Raw genomic sequence first — 16485 nt, forward strand, 5'->3', positions numbered from 1 at the left:
GCGCGGCTGCCTTTTTTATTCCCGGGCGACTTCCTATTCCAACAAAATCCTGCTATGATAAACACTTATTAAAGATGTTTAATAAGTCCGTTGATAGGTGTCCGAAATCGAGGTGATGTTTTTTGAGCGAAAAGCTTTCAACGCCGAAAGAAATGAAGAAAGTGATGCTGATGGGCATTCGTACAGTCCTGTTAGCTTCCGGAAGCGCTACGAAGGTCGAGCTAAGTGAAAAGCTGGGGATCAGTTTTCCGACAATCAGCAAGTTTATTACCCAGATGGAGAAGACAGGCGAACTTATGTCGGTGGGTCTCGACGACTCGAGCGGAGGAAGAAGAGCTCAGCGGTATTCGTATAATCCGGATTATCAGCTGGGCGCCACGCTGTTTTTGGAGAACACGGAAACGCAATACACGATCTATAACGTTTTGGGCGAAGTGAAGGAGAAAGGGAGCTCCTCCGGTTTTCTTCAGGACGGAATCGAGACGCTGGTTAAGCAAATCGAGTCTTTGATCGAGCGTTACCCCAGGATACGTTCGCTTGCTTTCGGTGTCCCTGGATCGGTCAATGACGGGCGGATCATCTATATTCCGGGATACGAGAAGTTTCAAAATTTTGACCTTAAAGGTTATATCGAAGCACGATTTGCGCTGCCTGTTGTCGTGGAGAACGATATGAACGCGGCTGTTTTGGGCTATTACGATAAGATGGACTACCGTGAGAACCAATCTCTGGTCTACCTGTATTTTGGCCAAAACGGACCGGGCGCCGGTATATTGGCGGGCGGCAGCGTTGTTCGGGGAAGTACGTCATTTTCGGGTGAAGTATCGTTCGTTCCGCTGTATGACGGTCAAAACTTTCAACAAGCGATCACGGACGCAGAGGGAAAGGTCACTGTTACGCACGGGGCCGTCGGGGCCGATGCCGTAAGCCGGCTGGTCACCGCGTTTGCGGCGATTTTGAACCCGAGTGAAGTGATCTTTTGCAGCGACGAAGTAACAGAGGACCTTCTGGAGGCCATCGCAGTAAGAAGTGCGTCCTATATTGCGAAGGAGCATTTGCCTAAGCTTACGGCGAGCGACTGGAAAGAAGATTACTTGCACGGATTGAAGAAGATGGGGCTGAATCTGATGATATCCGCGAGCGGCGATTGAATCTGAAAATGGGGAGCACACATTTATGGGTACGATTTTACTATTGATCATTTATTTGGCCTTTATCAGCCTCGGGCTGCCCGATTCCTTGCTCGGTGCGTCATGGCCCGTAATGCGGCCGGATTTGGGAGTACCAATCGGGATGGCAGGGGCGCTATCGATGACGGTTACCGTCGGCACGATTGTATCCAGCTTGGTAAGCGGAGCCGTTGTGCGCCGGTTCGGCACGGGACGCGTCACGCTGGCAAGCTGTATGATGACGGCCGGCGCTCTGCTGGGATTTTCGTATGCGCCATCGCTCGTTTGGCTGATCGTCTGTGCCATCCCGCTCGGGCTCGGCGGAGGGGCCGTCGATGCGGCACTCAACCATTACGTAGCTGCCCGTTACAAAGCCCATCACATGAGCTGGCTGCATTGCTTCTGGGGCGTCGGTGCGACGGCCGGTCCCATGATTATGGCCGCGTTTTTGTCGGGGAATGCGTCTTGGAGAGACGGGTATTTGGCCGTAGCCGGCATTCAGTTCGGCTTAGTGATCTTGCTTTTTGTAACGCTCCCGTTGTGGAAGAAGCCGGCTGGGATACAAAGCGCTGGCATTGGCACAGAGCAAGCGGAGGCGGAATCGCCGCTTGATAACGCCGGAACGCATAAACCGCAGCATATGAAGGGTGTCAAATATGCCTTGGCTTCGTTTTTATTCTACTGCGGGGTCGAAACAACGGTGGGCTTGTGGGGGAGCAGTTATTTGGTGAAAATGAGGGAACTTCACGCCGACGAAGCCGCTTTTTGGGTTTCGATTTATTTTGCGGGAATCACGATCGGAAGGCTGGTCACCGGATTCGTCACGTTCAAGCTGAGCAATCGGCTGCTCATTCGAGGGGGCCAGATTACGGCGCTTGCCGGTACGCTGCTTTTGCTGCTGCCGCTTCCGACCGGCTTCGCGCTGACCGGCTTGCTGATCTCGGGACTGGGACTCGCCCCGATTTTCCCATGCATGCTGCATGAGACGCCTGTCCGGTTCGGCGAAGCGCATGCCGGGCGGATTATGGGTTACCAGATGGCGGTTGCCTATACGGGAAGCACGTTGATGCCGCCGCTTCTCGGGCTGCTTGCCGGGTTCTCGACGATCGGCATATTCCCGCTCTACATCGTCATATCGGCTGCCGCCATGCTGTTATTCTCGGAACGATTGAATGTGTTTCTGCGCAGGAGGAGCGAACCTGACGACGCAATCCATTGATCCTCTGCTGAGAGCAAAATCTTTTAACTATTAAGCAATATTCGCTAGAGTATCTCAATAGTGAAGTTCGTATAATGTGAGAAGAATAGAACGAACGCTTACAAGAACCGATTCAAATTTTCGTCTGTCTAGACCGAACCTATGAATCGGTTTCTTAGTAAGCTTTGGGAAAGCGCTTACAACGGACTTTTAGAGGGGGGATAAAGGATTGAAACAGACAGCAGCGGAACGAATAGCGGTCGCGGACAGGCCCAAAGCCCGGAAGGAGCATCCCGTATTGCGGTCGATTGTCCGGCACAGACAGTTCTATTTGCTCGGTCTGCCCGGCATCCTGAGTTTCATCATCTTCAAATATTTCCCGATGTATGGCATTTTGATCGCTTTCCAGGATTATAATCCGTTTGCTGGCGTCATGAAGAGCGATTGGGTCGGCTTCGACCACTTTATCCGTCTGTTTACGGATCCGGATTTTTTCATGATCCTTCGCAATGCGCTGTTCCTCAGCTTGCTCGGGATTTGCCTGTTCCCGGCCCCGATCCTGCTGGCACTTCTGCTTAATGAGCTGCGCAGCGAATTGTACAAACGGATGGTGCAGACCGTTATTTATTTGCCCCATTTCGTATCATGGGTAATCGTCGTGAGCTTGACTTATATTTTCCTCTCCTCCGAGATCGGCTTGATCAACAAGCTGTTGCTGGCTCTGGGAGGGGAGAAGATCAACTTCCTTTTTGAAAACAAATATTTTTATCCGCTAATTATGTCACAGGATCTCTGGCGCAGCATCGGATGGGGGTCCATCATTTACATGGCGGCGATCGCCGGTGTCGACACTTCCCTGTACGACGCAGCCAAGATGGACGGAGCGGGCAGACTGAGGCAGATTTGGAACGTCACGATTCCGTCGATTATGCCGACCATCGTCATCCTGTTCATCCTGCAGCTTGGCAGCACGCTCGACGTCAACTTCGAGCAAATCTGGCTGATGCAAAATCCGCTGAACACGCATATTTCGGAAGTGTTCGAAACCTATGTGTTCAAGGTGGGAGTTGGCGGCGGCGAGTATAGCTATTCCACAGCGATCGGCATTTTCAAATCGGTTGTCGGGCTCGCGCTCATCGTTGCTGCGAATAAATTAGCCAGCCGAAGAGGGCATGAAGGTATTTGGTAAAGGGGGCAAGACGCAATGGGCATGAGATTACGGGAACGTATGTATCAGCTGACAATCGGGACGCTCCTGCTGTTCGTCTCTTTCACGATGTTATTTCCATTCCTCTATATCGCGGTGATCTCCTTCACGGACGCTGCCGCCTACGAGCCGAATGCGCTCAGCTTTTGGCCGTCCGCTTGGTCCATGGACGCCTACCGCCTTATTTTTGCCGGCGACGGCTTTCTGAACGCGTTGAATTCGTCCTTGTTCCTGACCGTGGTCGGGACGCCGATTTCCGTCATGGTCAGCTGTTCGACGGCTTACATGCTGGCCAAGCGGACGCTGCCCGGCCGCAAGGTGATGCTGAATCTCATCGTGTTCACAATGCTGTTCAGCCCGGGGCTGATCCCGAACTATTTGCTGATCAAGGAGCTGGATTTGCTGAACAGCTGGTGGGCGCTCATCTTGCCCGCAACAGCCAACGCCTGGACGCTGCTCGTTATGAAGAGCTTCTTTCAGAATATCCCTCACGAGGTCATCGAATCGGCCAAAATCGACGGCTGCGGCGAATACGCGGTGTTCTTCCGGATCGTCCTGCCTCTGTCGAAGGCGATGCTGGCCGCGTTCTCGCTGTTCGCTGCGGTAGGTTTCTGGAACACGTACTTTAACGCCATTCTGTATATATCGAATTCGGCAAAGTGGCCGTTGCAGGTGTTTCTGCAGCAGGTCGTCATGTCGTCTAGCATGGGCGAATTCATAGAAGCGTCGGTGATGCAATCGTTCAAGCAGGAGGTGCCGGCGGAGATTATCAAGATGGCCGCCGTCGTGGTAGCGACCGTACCTATCATTGTCGTATATCCGTTTCTTCAGAAGCATTTTGCCAAAGGCGTCATGATCGGTTCCGTGAAAGGCTGATTGCCGGATCAGGTTTTGGGAGTGCCATTCTCTTAACATATAGGGATCTCATAAATCTAGGGGGAAATCGCAATGAACATGAAGCATTTGTATAAAAAAGGATGGTACGTTCTGATGGCTGCGGCGCTGACAACAGTCTCCGCTTGCTCCGGATCGGACCGGCCGGACAACGCCGGGAACGCTCCGCAGCAGACGGGCGAAGGGAGCGCGGAAACGCAAGGGCCGCTCAAGCTGACCGTGCAGCTGGAGGGCTGGGGCTCGAATGTGCCCGGCGACGGCCCCGTGCTGCAGGAAATCGAGAAACGGACGAATACGGATTTGACCGTCGACTGGATCAATTATGCCGATTATGAGGATCGTTTTAACGTACAGCTTGCTTCCGGCGAAATTCCGGATATTATGGCGACCGTTATGCCGACCGGACAATTGTTTTCCCAGCAGGTGCTCAAAGGTATCAAAGCCGGCATTTTCCACGACTTGACATCTTATATTGAAGACCCCGAATTTGACAAGAAATATCCGAACCTGGCGGCTTACGACAAAAGCGTATGGGACATGCTCAGGTTTGAAGGAAAAATCTATGCGATGCCGCGTTATTTGCAGCCGATTGCGGCGAACAGTGCAATTATCATGCGCGAGGATCTGATGAAGAAGGCCGGATTGACGGAGGAGCCGAAGACGATCGAGGAGCTGGGCGACTTCCTGATCAAGATTTCGCAGGAAACCGGCGTCTACGGCATGCAGACCGCGACCAAAAATTTGGATCACGACAATTACAAGCCGCTTGCGGTCGCTTTCACGGGCGTTCAGGATTGGGGCGTCGATTCGGAAGGCAACTTCATGTACCAATCGTTTATGCCGGAGTACAACGATTTCTTGCTCTGGATGAAAAAATTGTACGATGCGAAAGCGATCGATCCCGAATTCTCGCTGGAGCAAGGAGGCTCCAAGTTCAGTGACGGCAATTCGGCGGCGATGGTCCACGTCTGGTGGAACTGGAAGCAAGGTCCGGACGAGTCTCCTTTCAGCGATGAAATGCGTGCGAAAAACCCGGACGCGAGAGCGTGGGGGCTGCTGCCTGTTCAAGGTCCGAAGGCTTATACGACGACGATCAAACCGTTCAATCGTCCGGCGCTCATCAGCTCCAAAGTGAAGAAGGAGGATATCCCTCACATTCTTCAGCTGTTTGATTATGCCGCCTCGCAGGAGCACAGCGAGCTGTCCAATAACGGGATTGAAGGCATCCACCATGAAGTGAAGGACGGCAAGATTGTGCCGAATCATGAGAAGCTGGACGCCGATGCCGTCGGTCATTGGTATGTCATGTTCCAGAACCAGCTGGAAACTGCGCAATTGCTGCTGGTGGAAGCGAAGGGGCTTGGAGTGAGCGAGAAGGATCTGGCACGCATGAAGGAAATGGGCGAGATTTCCGAGTCGAAGACGAAGGAAGCGGGACTCGGACAGCCGCAATGGTCCGTTGAATCTCCCACGTATGTCAGCAAGTGGGGCTTTTTGACGAAGGATTTGAACGATAATCGGATCAAGGTCGTTATGGGCAAAATGACGATTGAAGAGTGGAATCAATATGTAAAGGGTGTAACCGGGTCGAGAGATTACCAGAACATATTGAAGGAGATGAAGGACAGCTACTTGAGCGGCAAATAATCCTTTGTGGGACTCCTTTGATAAATGAGTCCATATCCCCCTAATACAGGGGGGCATCCGCCTATATATACTTTGTCGCTTTGTAGTAAAATTTTTATTCAGCTAGGGACAGCTAGTTTTAAATTTGCTTCCTTGGAACGGGAGACAAAACGGTTATTAAACTAGTTTTGTCTTCCGTTTTATTTGAACTGCTATAATCTAGCTTTCGCGACATGGCTGAACCCGGACAGAGGTATAAAGCGTGGAATAGCTGGATTTCCTGTATGTATTTTCGGATAGCCGGCCGATCTGGATTAAATAACTGGAATGAATGTATATAAATCTTATCGGAAGCCGTGGATTGGTTCATTGAGGCGGAATTAGATACGTCAAATCCATTTATTTACGCTCAACGGTGATATCGGAATAAATATGGACATTAAATCCATTTATTGTCATCGACATCAATCTTCGATGATCCATAAATCTATCGATTCAAGCGATTTCGCAGATCGATCCTCAGGAGGACTATGAAGTGAAAGTTGTGAATATTCATGCAAATGTGTATCGGCTGCCCCCCAGCGTGCCCTGGGAAGATGCAACGAACAAAGTGGACGGGCTGGAGTTCATCGTCGTGGAAGTGACGGCGGACAACGGAATGACCGGGACCGGGATCAGCTACACGGTCGATATCGGCGGAACGGTTATCAAGACGCTGATCGAGGACTATTTGGCCAATCTGATCATCGGCATGAACCCGCTGGACTACGAGCGGATCTGGCAGCATGTGCAAAGGCAATCCCGGCGGCTCGGCCTGGGCGTCAATTCGATGGCGATTGCCGCAATCGATACCGCGATATGGGATCTTATCGGCAAAATTCACAATCAGCCGCTCTATAAGCTGCTTGGCGGAGCGCGCGACCGGATCCCGGCCTATATTAGCGAAATCGATCTGAGAAGCGACGGAACGATCGACCAGTTGACCGACCGGGTGAAGGGTTATATCGGACAAGGCTACCGGACGGTTAAGATCAAAATCGGCAAGCCGGAGCTCGAGGAGGATATCGAAAGAATCGCGAAGGTTCAGGAATTGCTCGGACCCGGCGGCACCGTGCTCGTCGACTTGAATCAGAAGTGGAGCGCCGCGGAGGCGATACAGAAAGGCACGCGCCTGGACAAGCTTAATCTCGGCTGGATCGAAGAACCGATGCTGTATCAGGACATTCAGGGTCACCGCCAATTGAAGCAGGCGATCCGCACGCCCATCGCGCTGGGGGAAAGCATGTACAGCAAGCAGCAATTTCTCGAATATTTGAAGGCGGACGCGGTAGATATCGTGCAGGCGGACGTCGCGTTCGTAGGCGGCATTACCGAGTGGTTAAAGATCGCACATCTCGCGGACGCGTTCGGCAAGCCCGTCGCACCGCACTTCATGATGGAGCTATCCCTTCATTTGCTGTGCGGCGTACCGAACAGCTACATGCTCGAAAATGTCGTCGGAGGTTCGCTGACCGAGCTGGGCTTGCTTGAAATCCCGATCGAGGTGCGCGGCGGCATGGGCGTTCCTTCCGAGCTTCCCGGACACGGCATCGTTTTTGACCGGGACGCTTTACAGAAGCATCTGCTCGACCCCGCGGCGCTGCGGAACACCTTTGCCGGCGGAAGCAAATAAACATTAAAGGAGACTTATGCCATTATGCAAACATGGACGTCTGACGAGCAATTATTCGAGCTGATCAAAGCCGAGCTGTATACGCCGGTCGTAGGAGATATTTTGGATGTAAAAGGCCGCTACCATCAGTTCCTTCCGCAGCCGGTTCAGCCGCTGAAGGAGCAGATGGTCGTCGTAGGAAGAGCGATGCCCGTCCTGATGATCGACGTGTTCGGCGAGCAGAAGAAGCCGTTCGGCCTGCTGACCGAAGCGCTGGATCAGCTGCGTCCCGGCGAGGTATATATCGCTTCCGGCGGGGAGATGAGATGCGCGTATTGGGGGGAGCTGCTGACGGCCACCGCCAAAAAAAGAGGCGCAGCGGGCGCGATCATCAACGGCTTTCACCGGGATACGCCGATGGTTCTGGAACAGAACTGGCCTGTATTCTCGAGGGGGAGATTCGCGCAGGATTCCTCCGTCCGTACGCAGGTAGCAGACTACCGGTGCCGGATCGAAGTCGGCGGCGTATGGATCAATCCAGGCGATCTTGTATTTGCAGATCTGGACGGCGTGCTGATCATTCCGCAGGAGCTGGAGGAGGAAGTGATTACGCAAGCGCTGGAGAAGGTCCGGGGAGAGAAGGTCGTCCGCAGAGAGATCGAAAACGGCATGTCCAGCACCGAGGCTTTTCAAAAGTACGGGATTTTGTAGGAGGCCTTTATGAGGATCGTCAAATTCGAAACCTGGTGGGTGCAGCGGAACGAATGTTTATTTGACGGAAAGCGGCAAGGCAAAAGCCAAATGCCCTGGGACGTCGTCGTCGTCAAGCTGACGACGGATAACGGCATCGAGGGGATCGCCACGGCGCTGGCCGCGCGTTCGGGGGCTGTGACGGAAGCATATCTACAGGACAATATCGGTCCCATTCTTATGGGGCGGGATCCTTACGACCGGGAGGCGATCTGGCACGAGCTGTGGAATGTCGACCGCCATCTCGGCTTTTTTCCCGTCTATTTGCCTGGTCCGGTCGACGTCGCACTGTGGGATATCGCGGCCAAGGCGGCCGGATTGCCGCTCTACAAATATATGGGCGCCTGCCGGACGCAGCTTCCGGTATACGCGAGCGGGCTGTTCCACGAGACCGTCCAGCAATATGTCGATGAGGCGCTGCATTACAAATCGCTCGGGATCAACGCCTATAAGGCGCATCCTCCCGGCCCTTATCAGCTGGATATGAAAATTCATCAAGCGTTAAGGGACGCCTTGGGAGACGAGCATGTGCTCCTAACGGACCCGGTTGCGGAATACAGCCTGGACGAGGCGATAAAAGTCGGACGCCAGCTGGAGAGGCTGAACTACCTGTGGTTCGAGGAGCCGTTCCGGGATTTTGAAGTGAACAAGTACAGGCAATTGTGCGCCGCGCTGGACATTCCCGTTGCCGCGACGGAGACGACCAGGGGCTGCCATTGGGGTGTCGCGCAATCGATCGCCAATGACGCCGCGGATATCGTCAGGGCGGACGTGTCCTGGAAAAACGGGATTACGGGCACGCTGAAGATCGCCCATCTCGCGGAGGCTTTCGGCTTGCGGTGCGAGATCCATACGACGACGATGAATTATATGGATCTCGTTAATCTTCATGTGTCTTGCGCGATCCGCAACTGCGAGTACTTCGAATATTTTGTGCCGGAGGAGCAATTCCGGTTTCCGATGAAAGGGCAGCTGCCGATTGACGCGCAGGGCATGATCACGGTGCCGGAAGCGCCCGGAGTCGGAGCGGAGCTGGATTGGGAGCTCATTCACCGGCAATGCGTGTCCTATAAAATCATAGAGGAACAGGGAGGCGAAGGTTAGATGGGAAGTCCGTTTGAATTAACCGGAAAGCTGGCGCTCATTACCGGCGGCGGGACGGGTCTTGGCATGGGAATGGCCCGCGCCATCGTGAACGCCGGCGGGAAAGTCGTGCTGACAGGAAGGCGGGAGGAACAGCTGCGGTTCGCTTGCGAGGAGCTCGGCTCCGCCGCTTCCTGCATTCAACATGATATTACTCGTTTGGACACGATCCCCGGACTCGTCAGCGAGATGGAGGAACGGTTCGGACCGGTCGATATCCTGATCAACAATGCGGGCAATCATTTGAAGAAAAGCGTGGCGGAAACGAGCGACGAAGGCTTCGCGGAGGTGCTGATGACCCATGTGCAGGGAGGGTTCGCCCTGACGCGGGAGTTTGCAGGCCGAATGGTTGCTCGGCAGTCGGGAGCGATTCTGTTCGTGAGCTCCATGGCAGCCATTATGGGTGTTCCGAACGTCATCGCCTATACCGCGGCCAAAACGGCGATAAGCGGCATGGTGAGGGGCCTCGCCAGCGAGCTTTCCCCTCACGGAGTAAGGGTAAATGCCATCGTTCCGGGTTGGATCGAGAGCGATATGACGAACAAGGCGTTCGCCGGCGATCCGGAGCGGGCCAGAAAAATTCTCTCCCGGACCCCGATGGGCCGTCTCGGCAGCCCCGAAGACATCGGCAACGCGGCCGTCTATTTATGCTCGCCGGCGGCGCGTTTTGTCACGGGCGTGGATTTGCGTATCGACGGCGGGGCGGGAATCGGATTTTGAGGAGCATGACCGCATACAAAACGGCCGGAATAATCCCGAGAAAAATCGGATTCATCATGAAACGCGTTGCCACGGTCTCCCCGAATTCCAAATGAGCCTGCCAGCTCGGGGGCAAAAATGCCGTTGCATAAATAACGCCCCCGACAGGCAGCAAAAACGTCCGGTAGCCCACAGGGAAGATTTGGGATAAGCCGAGAACTGCGGCCAGCAGCCATAACGTAGCTTTCATGTAGATTCCCGCATAAAACAGCATAATGACAAGCGTATCGAACCGTTCGAAGACGTCCGCAATCTGGATCAGCTGAACGGTTTGCAGCAGCGGAACGGTGCTGATGTCTGTAAATTGATGCCCCAGCACCGAAATATTGATCACGCTGGTGATCAGGATAACAAAGCCTGCCGTAAAATAGGCCCGTAACGAAGCTTTTGATACGCCTGCCTTGTCCGCTGCATATTTCCAGAAGATAAGAAAGATCATCATTTGGCCAAAAGGGAACCAGAGCGACTCCGAGCTTTCCAGCAGGATCGGACGGACCCCGTTTTCCATAACGGGGAGCAGGCGCTTCCAGTGGACGAGCCCGGAGACGAAGGTCATGGCGATCAATATCAAGTAGAAGAATAAAACGCCTGCCACGATAAACTCCGCCAGCCGGAAAAAAATCTCGATTCCTTTCTTTAGCGCATATACGGAGAGCGCGACCATCACGAGCATAATAAGGGAAATCGGGGTCCGGGGAAGAATGGTCAGGACGGTCAGATCCCCAAAGTCCCGCAAATTCCGCATGGACTCGTAAATAAACAGAAGCACATAAAACAGGGCCAGCGCTTTTCCGGCAACCGTACCGAAATAGTGGATAAACAGCTCATTTAAGTTTTTGTCCGGTTCCTTTCGATGAATGGCCAAAAACATCAGGAGCAGCAAGCAGCCGAGCAGCATATTGCAGATCACGACGATCCAGGCGTTCTGCCCGGTCCTGATGCCGATTTCAAATAAAGGAGTGCTCCCGATTTGAAACAGGATAATCATCGCGGCCAATTGATGCTTGCTGATTCTCTCCATGTTCCTGCCTCCAGTCTCAATCTTATGTTCAAATATAAGAAAGTATAAATTTTAACCCTTATACGATGCTTATATTTCACCGCGAAACGAACTTATGCCGCAAAGACGGCGTCAGTCGTTTACGCTAGCTGAAATTTTCGAGAACGAGTCATTGATCATGCCGGTCCGGCGAATAGCTACCCGTACCCCAACATCCAATTTGATCTTCGCGAATTCCTGCTCCCAGCTCTTCCCCAGCTGCTTCCATTCTTGCGGATATTTGCGGTGGAAGGCGTCGCCGAAGCCGAGAACGTCTGCCTGCATCCCCGCGACGGCCCGATACGATTGCTCGACATCGGCTTTGATCTTCTGCTGGATATATCCGTTTAATTCCTTGATCGTTTCAGGCTTTTTTAAATCCAGGCTGCAAGGCGTTTCGTATAAGCTGCCTTTCGCCTCGATCTCGACGGACATCGTTAGCTGGCCGTTCGACAAGCTCGGCTTCAGCTTCGTCCGGGAGCTTTCCACGAAAAAAGAAGAGAGCTGCCCGTCCGCGCCGTCCCCTTTGCAGGGGAAAGTTACGATCGTGTTTTTCATGCGGTTTGTCATCCAGGCAATGCCGAAGCTTTCCTTCAGGCTTAACCAGCCCGTGAACCGGTTCTGCTTAAATACGCCGATTCTGCTTAACTTCAGGACGGCGGAGCTTCGTGTTTTCTTAAGCGCGTCCAGAGATTTTTGATTTTCCTGCACTCCCGAAACTTTAATTTCCGACAAGGTGGCGCTTTGCGAAGGATTGGTGACGGAGGAAATAAATTCGTGTAGCCTCGACGGGGCCAGATTCGATTGCCGGCCGCCCTGTCCGCTCAGCAGGCTGGAGATCAAAATGCCAGGAACGGGATCCATCGTCGTCAGCACCTCCAGGACGTCCTGCCCTTGTCCCTCCGTGACGAGAATATATGCATTTTCCCTCGTTTCATTGCTTCTCAGATATGTGTCCAGAATTTGATCGACTCCGTAAGTAGCGGCACGCCTGCCCAGGATGATGACGCGGGTATGGGCGAAGAAGAGGCGGCGGGGCGTTTCGAAATCCTTCTTCTGGCTGGCTTCCCCGATCGTCCTTCCTTTCGACGAGAAGACGGTAACCGGCGCTTCGCTGCCGCCTCCGCCTGACGCTCCCTGCGACGTCCGCGGGATGATGACCTGGTAAGTGACCGTCCACTGATTGGCTTCGTCCAAATCATAAGCGACCGCGCTTACGATGCCTAACCGGTTCAGCTCGGTCTGGTTCCAGCAGCCGCCGGCAAGCATGGAAACGAGGAAGCATAAGAGCAGTATTCCGAGTCGCTTCATTTCCTCTCTCCTTTAAGCAGTCAGGTCTTCCTTTCGCTTTCGTCGCCGGACCGGTCAGGCCGCGGCTTCGGTTTTTGCCGGACGATGCTGCCTTTTTTTGAGATGAGCCGGGGTCTGGTGATCATCATCCACCACGGGGCCCGGAATACGCTGTCTTTTAAATTGCCGGGCACAAGCGGAGCCACCGGAGCGAGGTATGGAACGCCGAAGGAGCGGATGCTCAGCATATGGATGATCAGAAACAGCAGTCCGGACATAATGCCGAAAAAACCCATCGTCGCCGCCAGAAACATCAGCACGAAACGAATCAGCCGTGCAGCGATTGCGATATTAAACGCCGGTACGACGAAGCTGGATATCGCCGTAAAAGCTACTACAATAACCATTGCCGCCGATACGAGGCCTGCTTCCACGGCCGCCTGCCCCAGAACGAGTGCCCCTACAATCGAGATCGCAGAACCGATTGCCCTTGGCAGCCGGACTCCGGCTTCCCTAAGCACCTCAAAGGTGACTTCCATCATTAACGCTTCGAAGAAGGCGGGAAAAGGAATGCCTTCCCTTTGCGCCGCAAGGCTGACCAGAAGGGTCGTCGGGATCATTTCCTGATGATAAGTTGTGACGGCAATATAAATGGACGGAAGCACCATCGAGATCGTAAAGGCGCATATGCGCAAAATTCTCAAAAAGGAAGAAATATCAAATCGTTGATAATAGTCCTCGCTGGCAATAAAAAATTTAAAAAAGGTAATCGGAAGCAGCAGCACAAACGGCGTCCCGTCCACTAACAGGGCAACCTGGCCTTCCAGCAGGGCGGCCGCGACGCTGTCCGGACGCTCCGTATTAATCATCGTCGGAAACGGAGTGAAGGTTTTATCCTGGATGAATTCCTCCAGGTAGCCGCTCTCCAATATGCTGTCCGTGTCGATGCGGTCAAGCCGTTCCAGCACCTCGCCCACCACGGTATCGTCGGCGATTCCGTTAATGTACATGACGCTGACGTCGGTCCGGGTGATGCGTCCGATTTTGCGGTCGATTTTCCATAGACGGGGGCTTTTGATTTTTCGCCGGAGAAGGGCTACGTTGGTGCCGATATTTTCGGTAAACCCTTCCTTTGGACCGCGGATAACGGTTTGGGTCGCCGGCTCTTCGACGCCTCTTTGCTCCCATTTGGAGGAGCTTGCGGAAATGCCGTGCTGCCAGCCTTCGGCGAGAATGACGGTATGCCCGCCGTATAAGGTGGACATTAAGTCCGTAAAGGTATGTATGGTGTTTGTGCTTCCGACGGTCAAAACCCGGTCCTTGACGAAGGCGAAAGAATCGATGCCGCCCGGTTGTCCGGCTGCCGCCGCATCCGCCTCCTGCATTAACGGCTTTACGATATTTTCATTGACGATAAAAGAATCCGTCAGGCCGTCGATGAACACGACGGCGAACGTCATGCCGCCGAGCCCGTGAAAGCTTCGAACGGTGAAATCCGAGCTGTTGCCCGTCAGCGATGCAATGGTTTCCGTATTTTGCACGAGGCTTGCCGAAAGCTTCTCCGGCAGCAGAAGGTCCGTTTGCGCATGCTGCTGCGGATACTCCCGTTTTTTTGCTAACCGCTTCATGAATTTGTACATGATCAATGTCCGCCTTGGCTACAGGTATAACCAGTATTTTCCCACGGAAGCGCCGGATTATTCCTTTTTTTCCGAACCGCACGATTGCTGACCGGCGCCAATATTCCCCGGACCCGTGCTATAATGTAAGAAAAGCGTTGAAGCAAATACGGCTGAAATTGAGGTGGGGAACGATGGCATACATGGTACCGGAGGCGATCCGGACGAGCGCGGCGGCGGGGGAACGGTTATTGTACCGGGCGCTGAAGGAGCATTTGCCAAGCGATTATGTCGTCTATTTCGAGCCGGAAATCGACGGAGAACGGCCTTCGTTCGTCATTATAGGTCCCGATCTGGGCTTGGTCGTTCTGGAGGTGCTGGACTATACGAGGTCCGCACTCATCGAAGCCGGCCGTGAGGAATGGCAGGTATACACGGCGGCCGGACAGCTGGAAGCCGTCATGAACCCGTACCGGCAGGCAAGAGCAAGCGTACGGCATGTTGCGGACCGGCTTAAGCGGGATGAGCGGCTCACGCTGGCGAAGGGCAAGCTCCAAGGGCAGCTGAAGTTCCCGCACGGCTTCGGGACGGTATTCCCAAGGATGAAGCGGAAAGACTTTCGCGAAGCGGATCTGTACGAGGTGATCCCGGAGGCCTTCGTGCTGTGCCGCGACGAGATCGATCCCGAGGAGGACGGATTTTCCGCCGATGCGCTTATCGAGAGGATCCATGGCATGTTCGAGTCGTGGCGGCGCACGCGGTATATTTTAACGAAGGAAGATATTTCGGCGGTCCGCAGCCACCTCGTGCCCGAGGTTCGGCTGAGCACCGAATTCCGGCGTCCGGCGGGCGGGCAGGAGCAGCTCGTCTTGTCGATGCAGCCGGTTAAGGAGCTCGATCTGCATCAGGAAACGATTGCGAAGCAGCTCGGCGACCGCCATCGCCTGATCCGCGGCGTCGCCGGCAGCGGCAAAACGCTTGTGCTGGCCACCCGTGCGAATATGCTCGCGAAGCATTATCCGGATTGGCGCATTCTCGTGTTATGCAGCAGCATCCCGTTGTCGCAAAGCCTCAAGCAGACGATCGGCCGGATGATGGACGAGCCGGAGGATCTGCTGGACTGGATCAGGCTGGCGGAGCAGAAGGAAGGAAAACCACTGAAGAACAACGTGGAGGTGTACAACTTCCATGAATGGCTGAGGAAAGCGCTGAACGCGCGGGATACGGACATTCCGATGCTGATCGGCAAGCTGGAGCGGAAGGAAGCGATTCTTCCGGCCTACGAAGCGATTCTGATCGACGAGGGCCAGGATTTTCAGCCGGGCTGGCTGAAGCTGCTTAGTCTGCTGCTCAACCCGTCTACGCAAAATCTGCTGCTGGTGGAGGACCGGGCGCAGTCGTACATGAAGCGGAAATCGAGCCTGCTGAAGGAAACGGGCCTGGATTTCCGGGGAAGGTCGCGCGTCCTCTCGGTGAACTACCGCAATACCGCCCAGATCGCCCGGTTCGCGTGGGATTTTTACCGGAAGCATTCCCTTATGCAGGGCAGGGTGCTGTACGGCTCGGTAAAGGGGATGGAAATTATTCCCCCTCAAAGCGCGAAGAGAAACGGTCCGGAGCCTTCGGTCTTGCGCTGCGGCAGCTTCCAGGAAGAGCTGCGCGGCGTCATCCGGCAAATCGAATATTTGCATAATGAGCATAAGGTGCCGTTTTCCGATATGGCGATTTTGTACCGGGTCAAAGACAATTACCATTCTTCCTTTGCCGACGGGATCCGCAGGGCGCTGAACGCTCAGGGGCTTCCGTTTCAGTGGCTCACCGAAGAGAGCGGCACGGCTCAGAATGAGCTGACCTCCATCGGTGCGCTTAACGTGTCGGAGATCGAGGGAGCGAAGGGGCTCGATTTCCGGGCGGTGTTCATCGTTAATGCCGAGAACATGCCTTTTTCGCTGGAAGAGGTGGAGGAGCGCGAGGTATCGCTGTTCTATGTCGCCATGACCCGCGCGCTGGAGTGGCTGCATATTTCGTACAGCGGCGATTCGCGATATACGCTTTACCTGGACGAGGTGCGGCAGGAGCAGGCTGAGCCTCAGCGGACGGACAAGCTGCTCGGATAAAATCGGTCAGAAAGAGAGGTGTT

General features: G+C 54.1%; 13 protein-coding genes. 10 read left to right on the forward strand and 3 right to left on the reverse strand.

What is annotated here, in order from left to right:
- The first annotated feature begins 122 nt into the window (after nt 1-122).
- The 9 genes from KP806_RS21565 (at nt 123) to KP806_RS21605 (ending at nt 10358) form a co-directional block, all read left to right on the forward strand.
- Nucleotides 123-1151 carry an ROK family transcriptional regulator gene (locus KP806_RS21565; RefSeq protein ID WP_224725817.1) on the forward strand — a complete coding sequence of 343 codons (1029 nt, stop codon included), beginning with the start codon at nt 123-125 and terminating at the stop codon, nt 1149-1151.
- A gap of 25 nt (nt 1152-1176) precedes the next feature.
- Entirely contained in the window at nt 1177-2388 is a 1212-nt protein-coding gene (locus tag KP806_RS21570; protein ID WP_224725818.1) for an MFS transporter, read from the forward strand.
- 208 nt (nt 2389-2596) lie between these two features.
- Entirely contained in the window at nt 2597-3556 is a 960-nt protein-coding gene (locus KP806_RS21575) for an ABC transporter permease (RefSeq protein ID WP_224725819.1), read from the forward strand.
- Between the two features lie 15 nt (nt 3557-3571).
- The gene (locus KP806_RS21580; RefSeq protein WP_224725820.1) at nt 3572-4450 is read left to right on the forward strand and encodes a carbohydrate ABC transporter permease; all 879 of its coding nucleotides are present in this window, start codon (nt 3572-3574) and stop codon (nt 4448-4450) included.
- Between the two features lie 72 nt (nt 4451-4522).
- Entirely contained in the window at nt 4523-6115 is a 1593-nt protein-coding gene (locus KP806_RS21585; RefSeq protein WP_224725821.1) for an extracellular solute-binding protein, read from the forward strand.
- 514 nt (nt 6116-6629) lie between these two features.
- Complete coding sequence (locus tag KP806_RS21590) at nt 6630-7766, forward strand: mandelate racemase/muconate lactonizing enzyme family protein (protein WP_224725822.1); 1137 nt, start codon at nt 6630-6632, stop codon at nt 7764-7766.
- 24 nt (nt 7767-7790) lie between these two features.
- Complete coding sequence (locus KP806_RS21595; protein ID WP_224725823.1) at nt 7791-8456, forward strand: RraA family protein; 666 nt, start codon at nt 7791-7793, stop codon at nt 8454-8456.
- A 9-nt stretch (nt 8457-8465) separates the two neighbouring features.
- Nucleotides 8466-9599: an enolase C-terminal domain-like protein gene (locus KP806_RS21600; protein WP_224725824.1), complete on the forward strand. Its 1134-nt coding sequence runs from the start codon at nt 8466-8468 to the stop codon at nt 9597-9599.
- Nucleotides 9600-10358: an SDR family NAD(P)-dependent oxidoreductase gene (locus KP806_RS21605; protein ID WP_224725825.1), complete on the forward strand. Its 759-nt coding sequence runs from the start codon at nt 9600-9602 to the stop codon at nt 10356-10358.
- Here the strand turns inward: KP806_RS21605 and KP806_RS21610 are convergent.
- The 3 genes from KP806_RS21610 to KP806_RS21620 all read right to left on the reverse strand — a co-directional run bounded on the left by KP806_RS21610 (nt 10309) and on the right by KP806_RS21620 (nt 14366).
- Nucleotides 10309-11418 (reverse strand): GerAB/ArcD/ProY family transporter, encoded by a 1110-nt coding sequence (locus tag KP806_RS21610; RefSeq protein ID WP_224725826.1) that lies wholly within the window; start codon nt 11416-11418, stop codon nt 10309-10311. The genes KP806_RS21605 and KP806_RS21610 overlap by 50 nt on opposite strands.
- 111 nt (nt 11419-11529) lie before the next feature.
- The gene (locus KP806_RS21615; RefSeq protein ID WP_224725827.1) at nt 11530-12747 is read right to left on the reverse strand and encodes a Ger(x)C family spore germination protein; all 1218 of its coding nucleotides are present in this window, start codon (nt 12745-12747) and stop codon (nt 11530-11532) included.
- Nucleotides 12748-12767: 20 nt separating this feature from the next.
- Nucleotides 12768-14366 (reverse strand): spore germination protein, encoded by a 1599-nt coding sequence (locus KP806_RS21620; protein ID WP_224725828.1) that lies wholly within the window; start codon nt 14364-14366, stop codon nt 12768-12770.
- Nucleotides 14367-14539: 173 nt separating this feature from the next.
- On the opposite strand from KP806_RS21620, the gene KP806_RS21625 reads away from it, so the two are divergent.
- Nucleotides 14540-16462: a 3'-5' exonuclease gene (locus KP806_RS21625; protein WP_224725829.1), complete on the forward strand. Its 1923-nt coding sequence runs from the start codon at nt 14540-14542 to the stop codon at nt 16460-16462.
- The last annotated feature ends 23 nt before the right edge of the window (nt 16463-16485 follow it).

The organism is Paenibacillus vietnamensis (genome assembly GCF_020169515.1).
In the GTDB taxonomy this organism is placed as follows: Bacteria; Bacillota; Bacilli; order Paenibacillales; family Paenibacillaceae; genus Pristimantibacillus; species Pristimantibacillus vietnamensis.

Coding starts and splice junctions, on each gene's coding strand:
- KP806_RS21570 (WP_224725818.1), top strand. CDS start 1,177: ATGGGTACGATTTTACTATTGATCATTTATTTGGCCTTTATCAGCCTC.
- KP806_RS21580 (WP_224725820.1), top strand. CDS start 3,572: ATGGGCATGAGATTACGGGAACGTATGTATCAGCTGACAATCGGGACG.
- KP806_RS21585 (WP_224725821.1), top strand. CDS start 4,523: ATGAACATGAAGCATTTGTATAAAAAAGGATGGTACGTTCTGATGGCT.
- KP806_RS21595 (WP_224725823.1), top strand. CDS start 7,791: ATGCAAACATGGACGTCTGACGAGCAATTATTCGAGCTGATCAAAGCC.
- KP806_RS21600 (WP_224725824.1), top strand. CDS start 8,466: ATGAGGATCGTCAAATTCGAAACCTGGTGGGTGCAGCGGAACGAATGT.
- KP806_RS21605 (WP_224725825.1), top strand. CDS start 9,600: ATGGGAAGTCCGTTTGAATTAACCGGAAAGCTGGCGCTCATTACCGGC.
- KP806_RS21610 (WP_224725826.1), bottom strand. CDS start 11,418: ATGGAGAGAATCAGCAAGCATCAATTGGCCGCGATGATTATCCTGTTT.
- KP806_RS21615 (WP_224725827.1), bottom strand. CDS start 12,747: ATGAAGCGACTCGGAATACTGCTCTTATGCTTCCTCGTTTCCATGCTT.
- KP806_RS21620 (WP_224725828.1), bottom strand. CDS start 14,366: ATGTACAAATTCATGAAGCGGTTAGCAAAAAAACGGGAGTATCCGCAG.
- KP806_RS21625 (WP_224725829.1), top strand. CDS start 14,540: ATGGCATACATGGTACCGGAGGCGATCCGGACGAGCGCGGCGGCGGGG.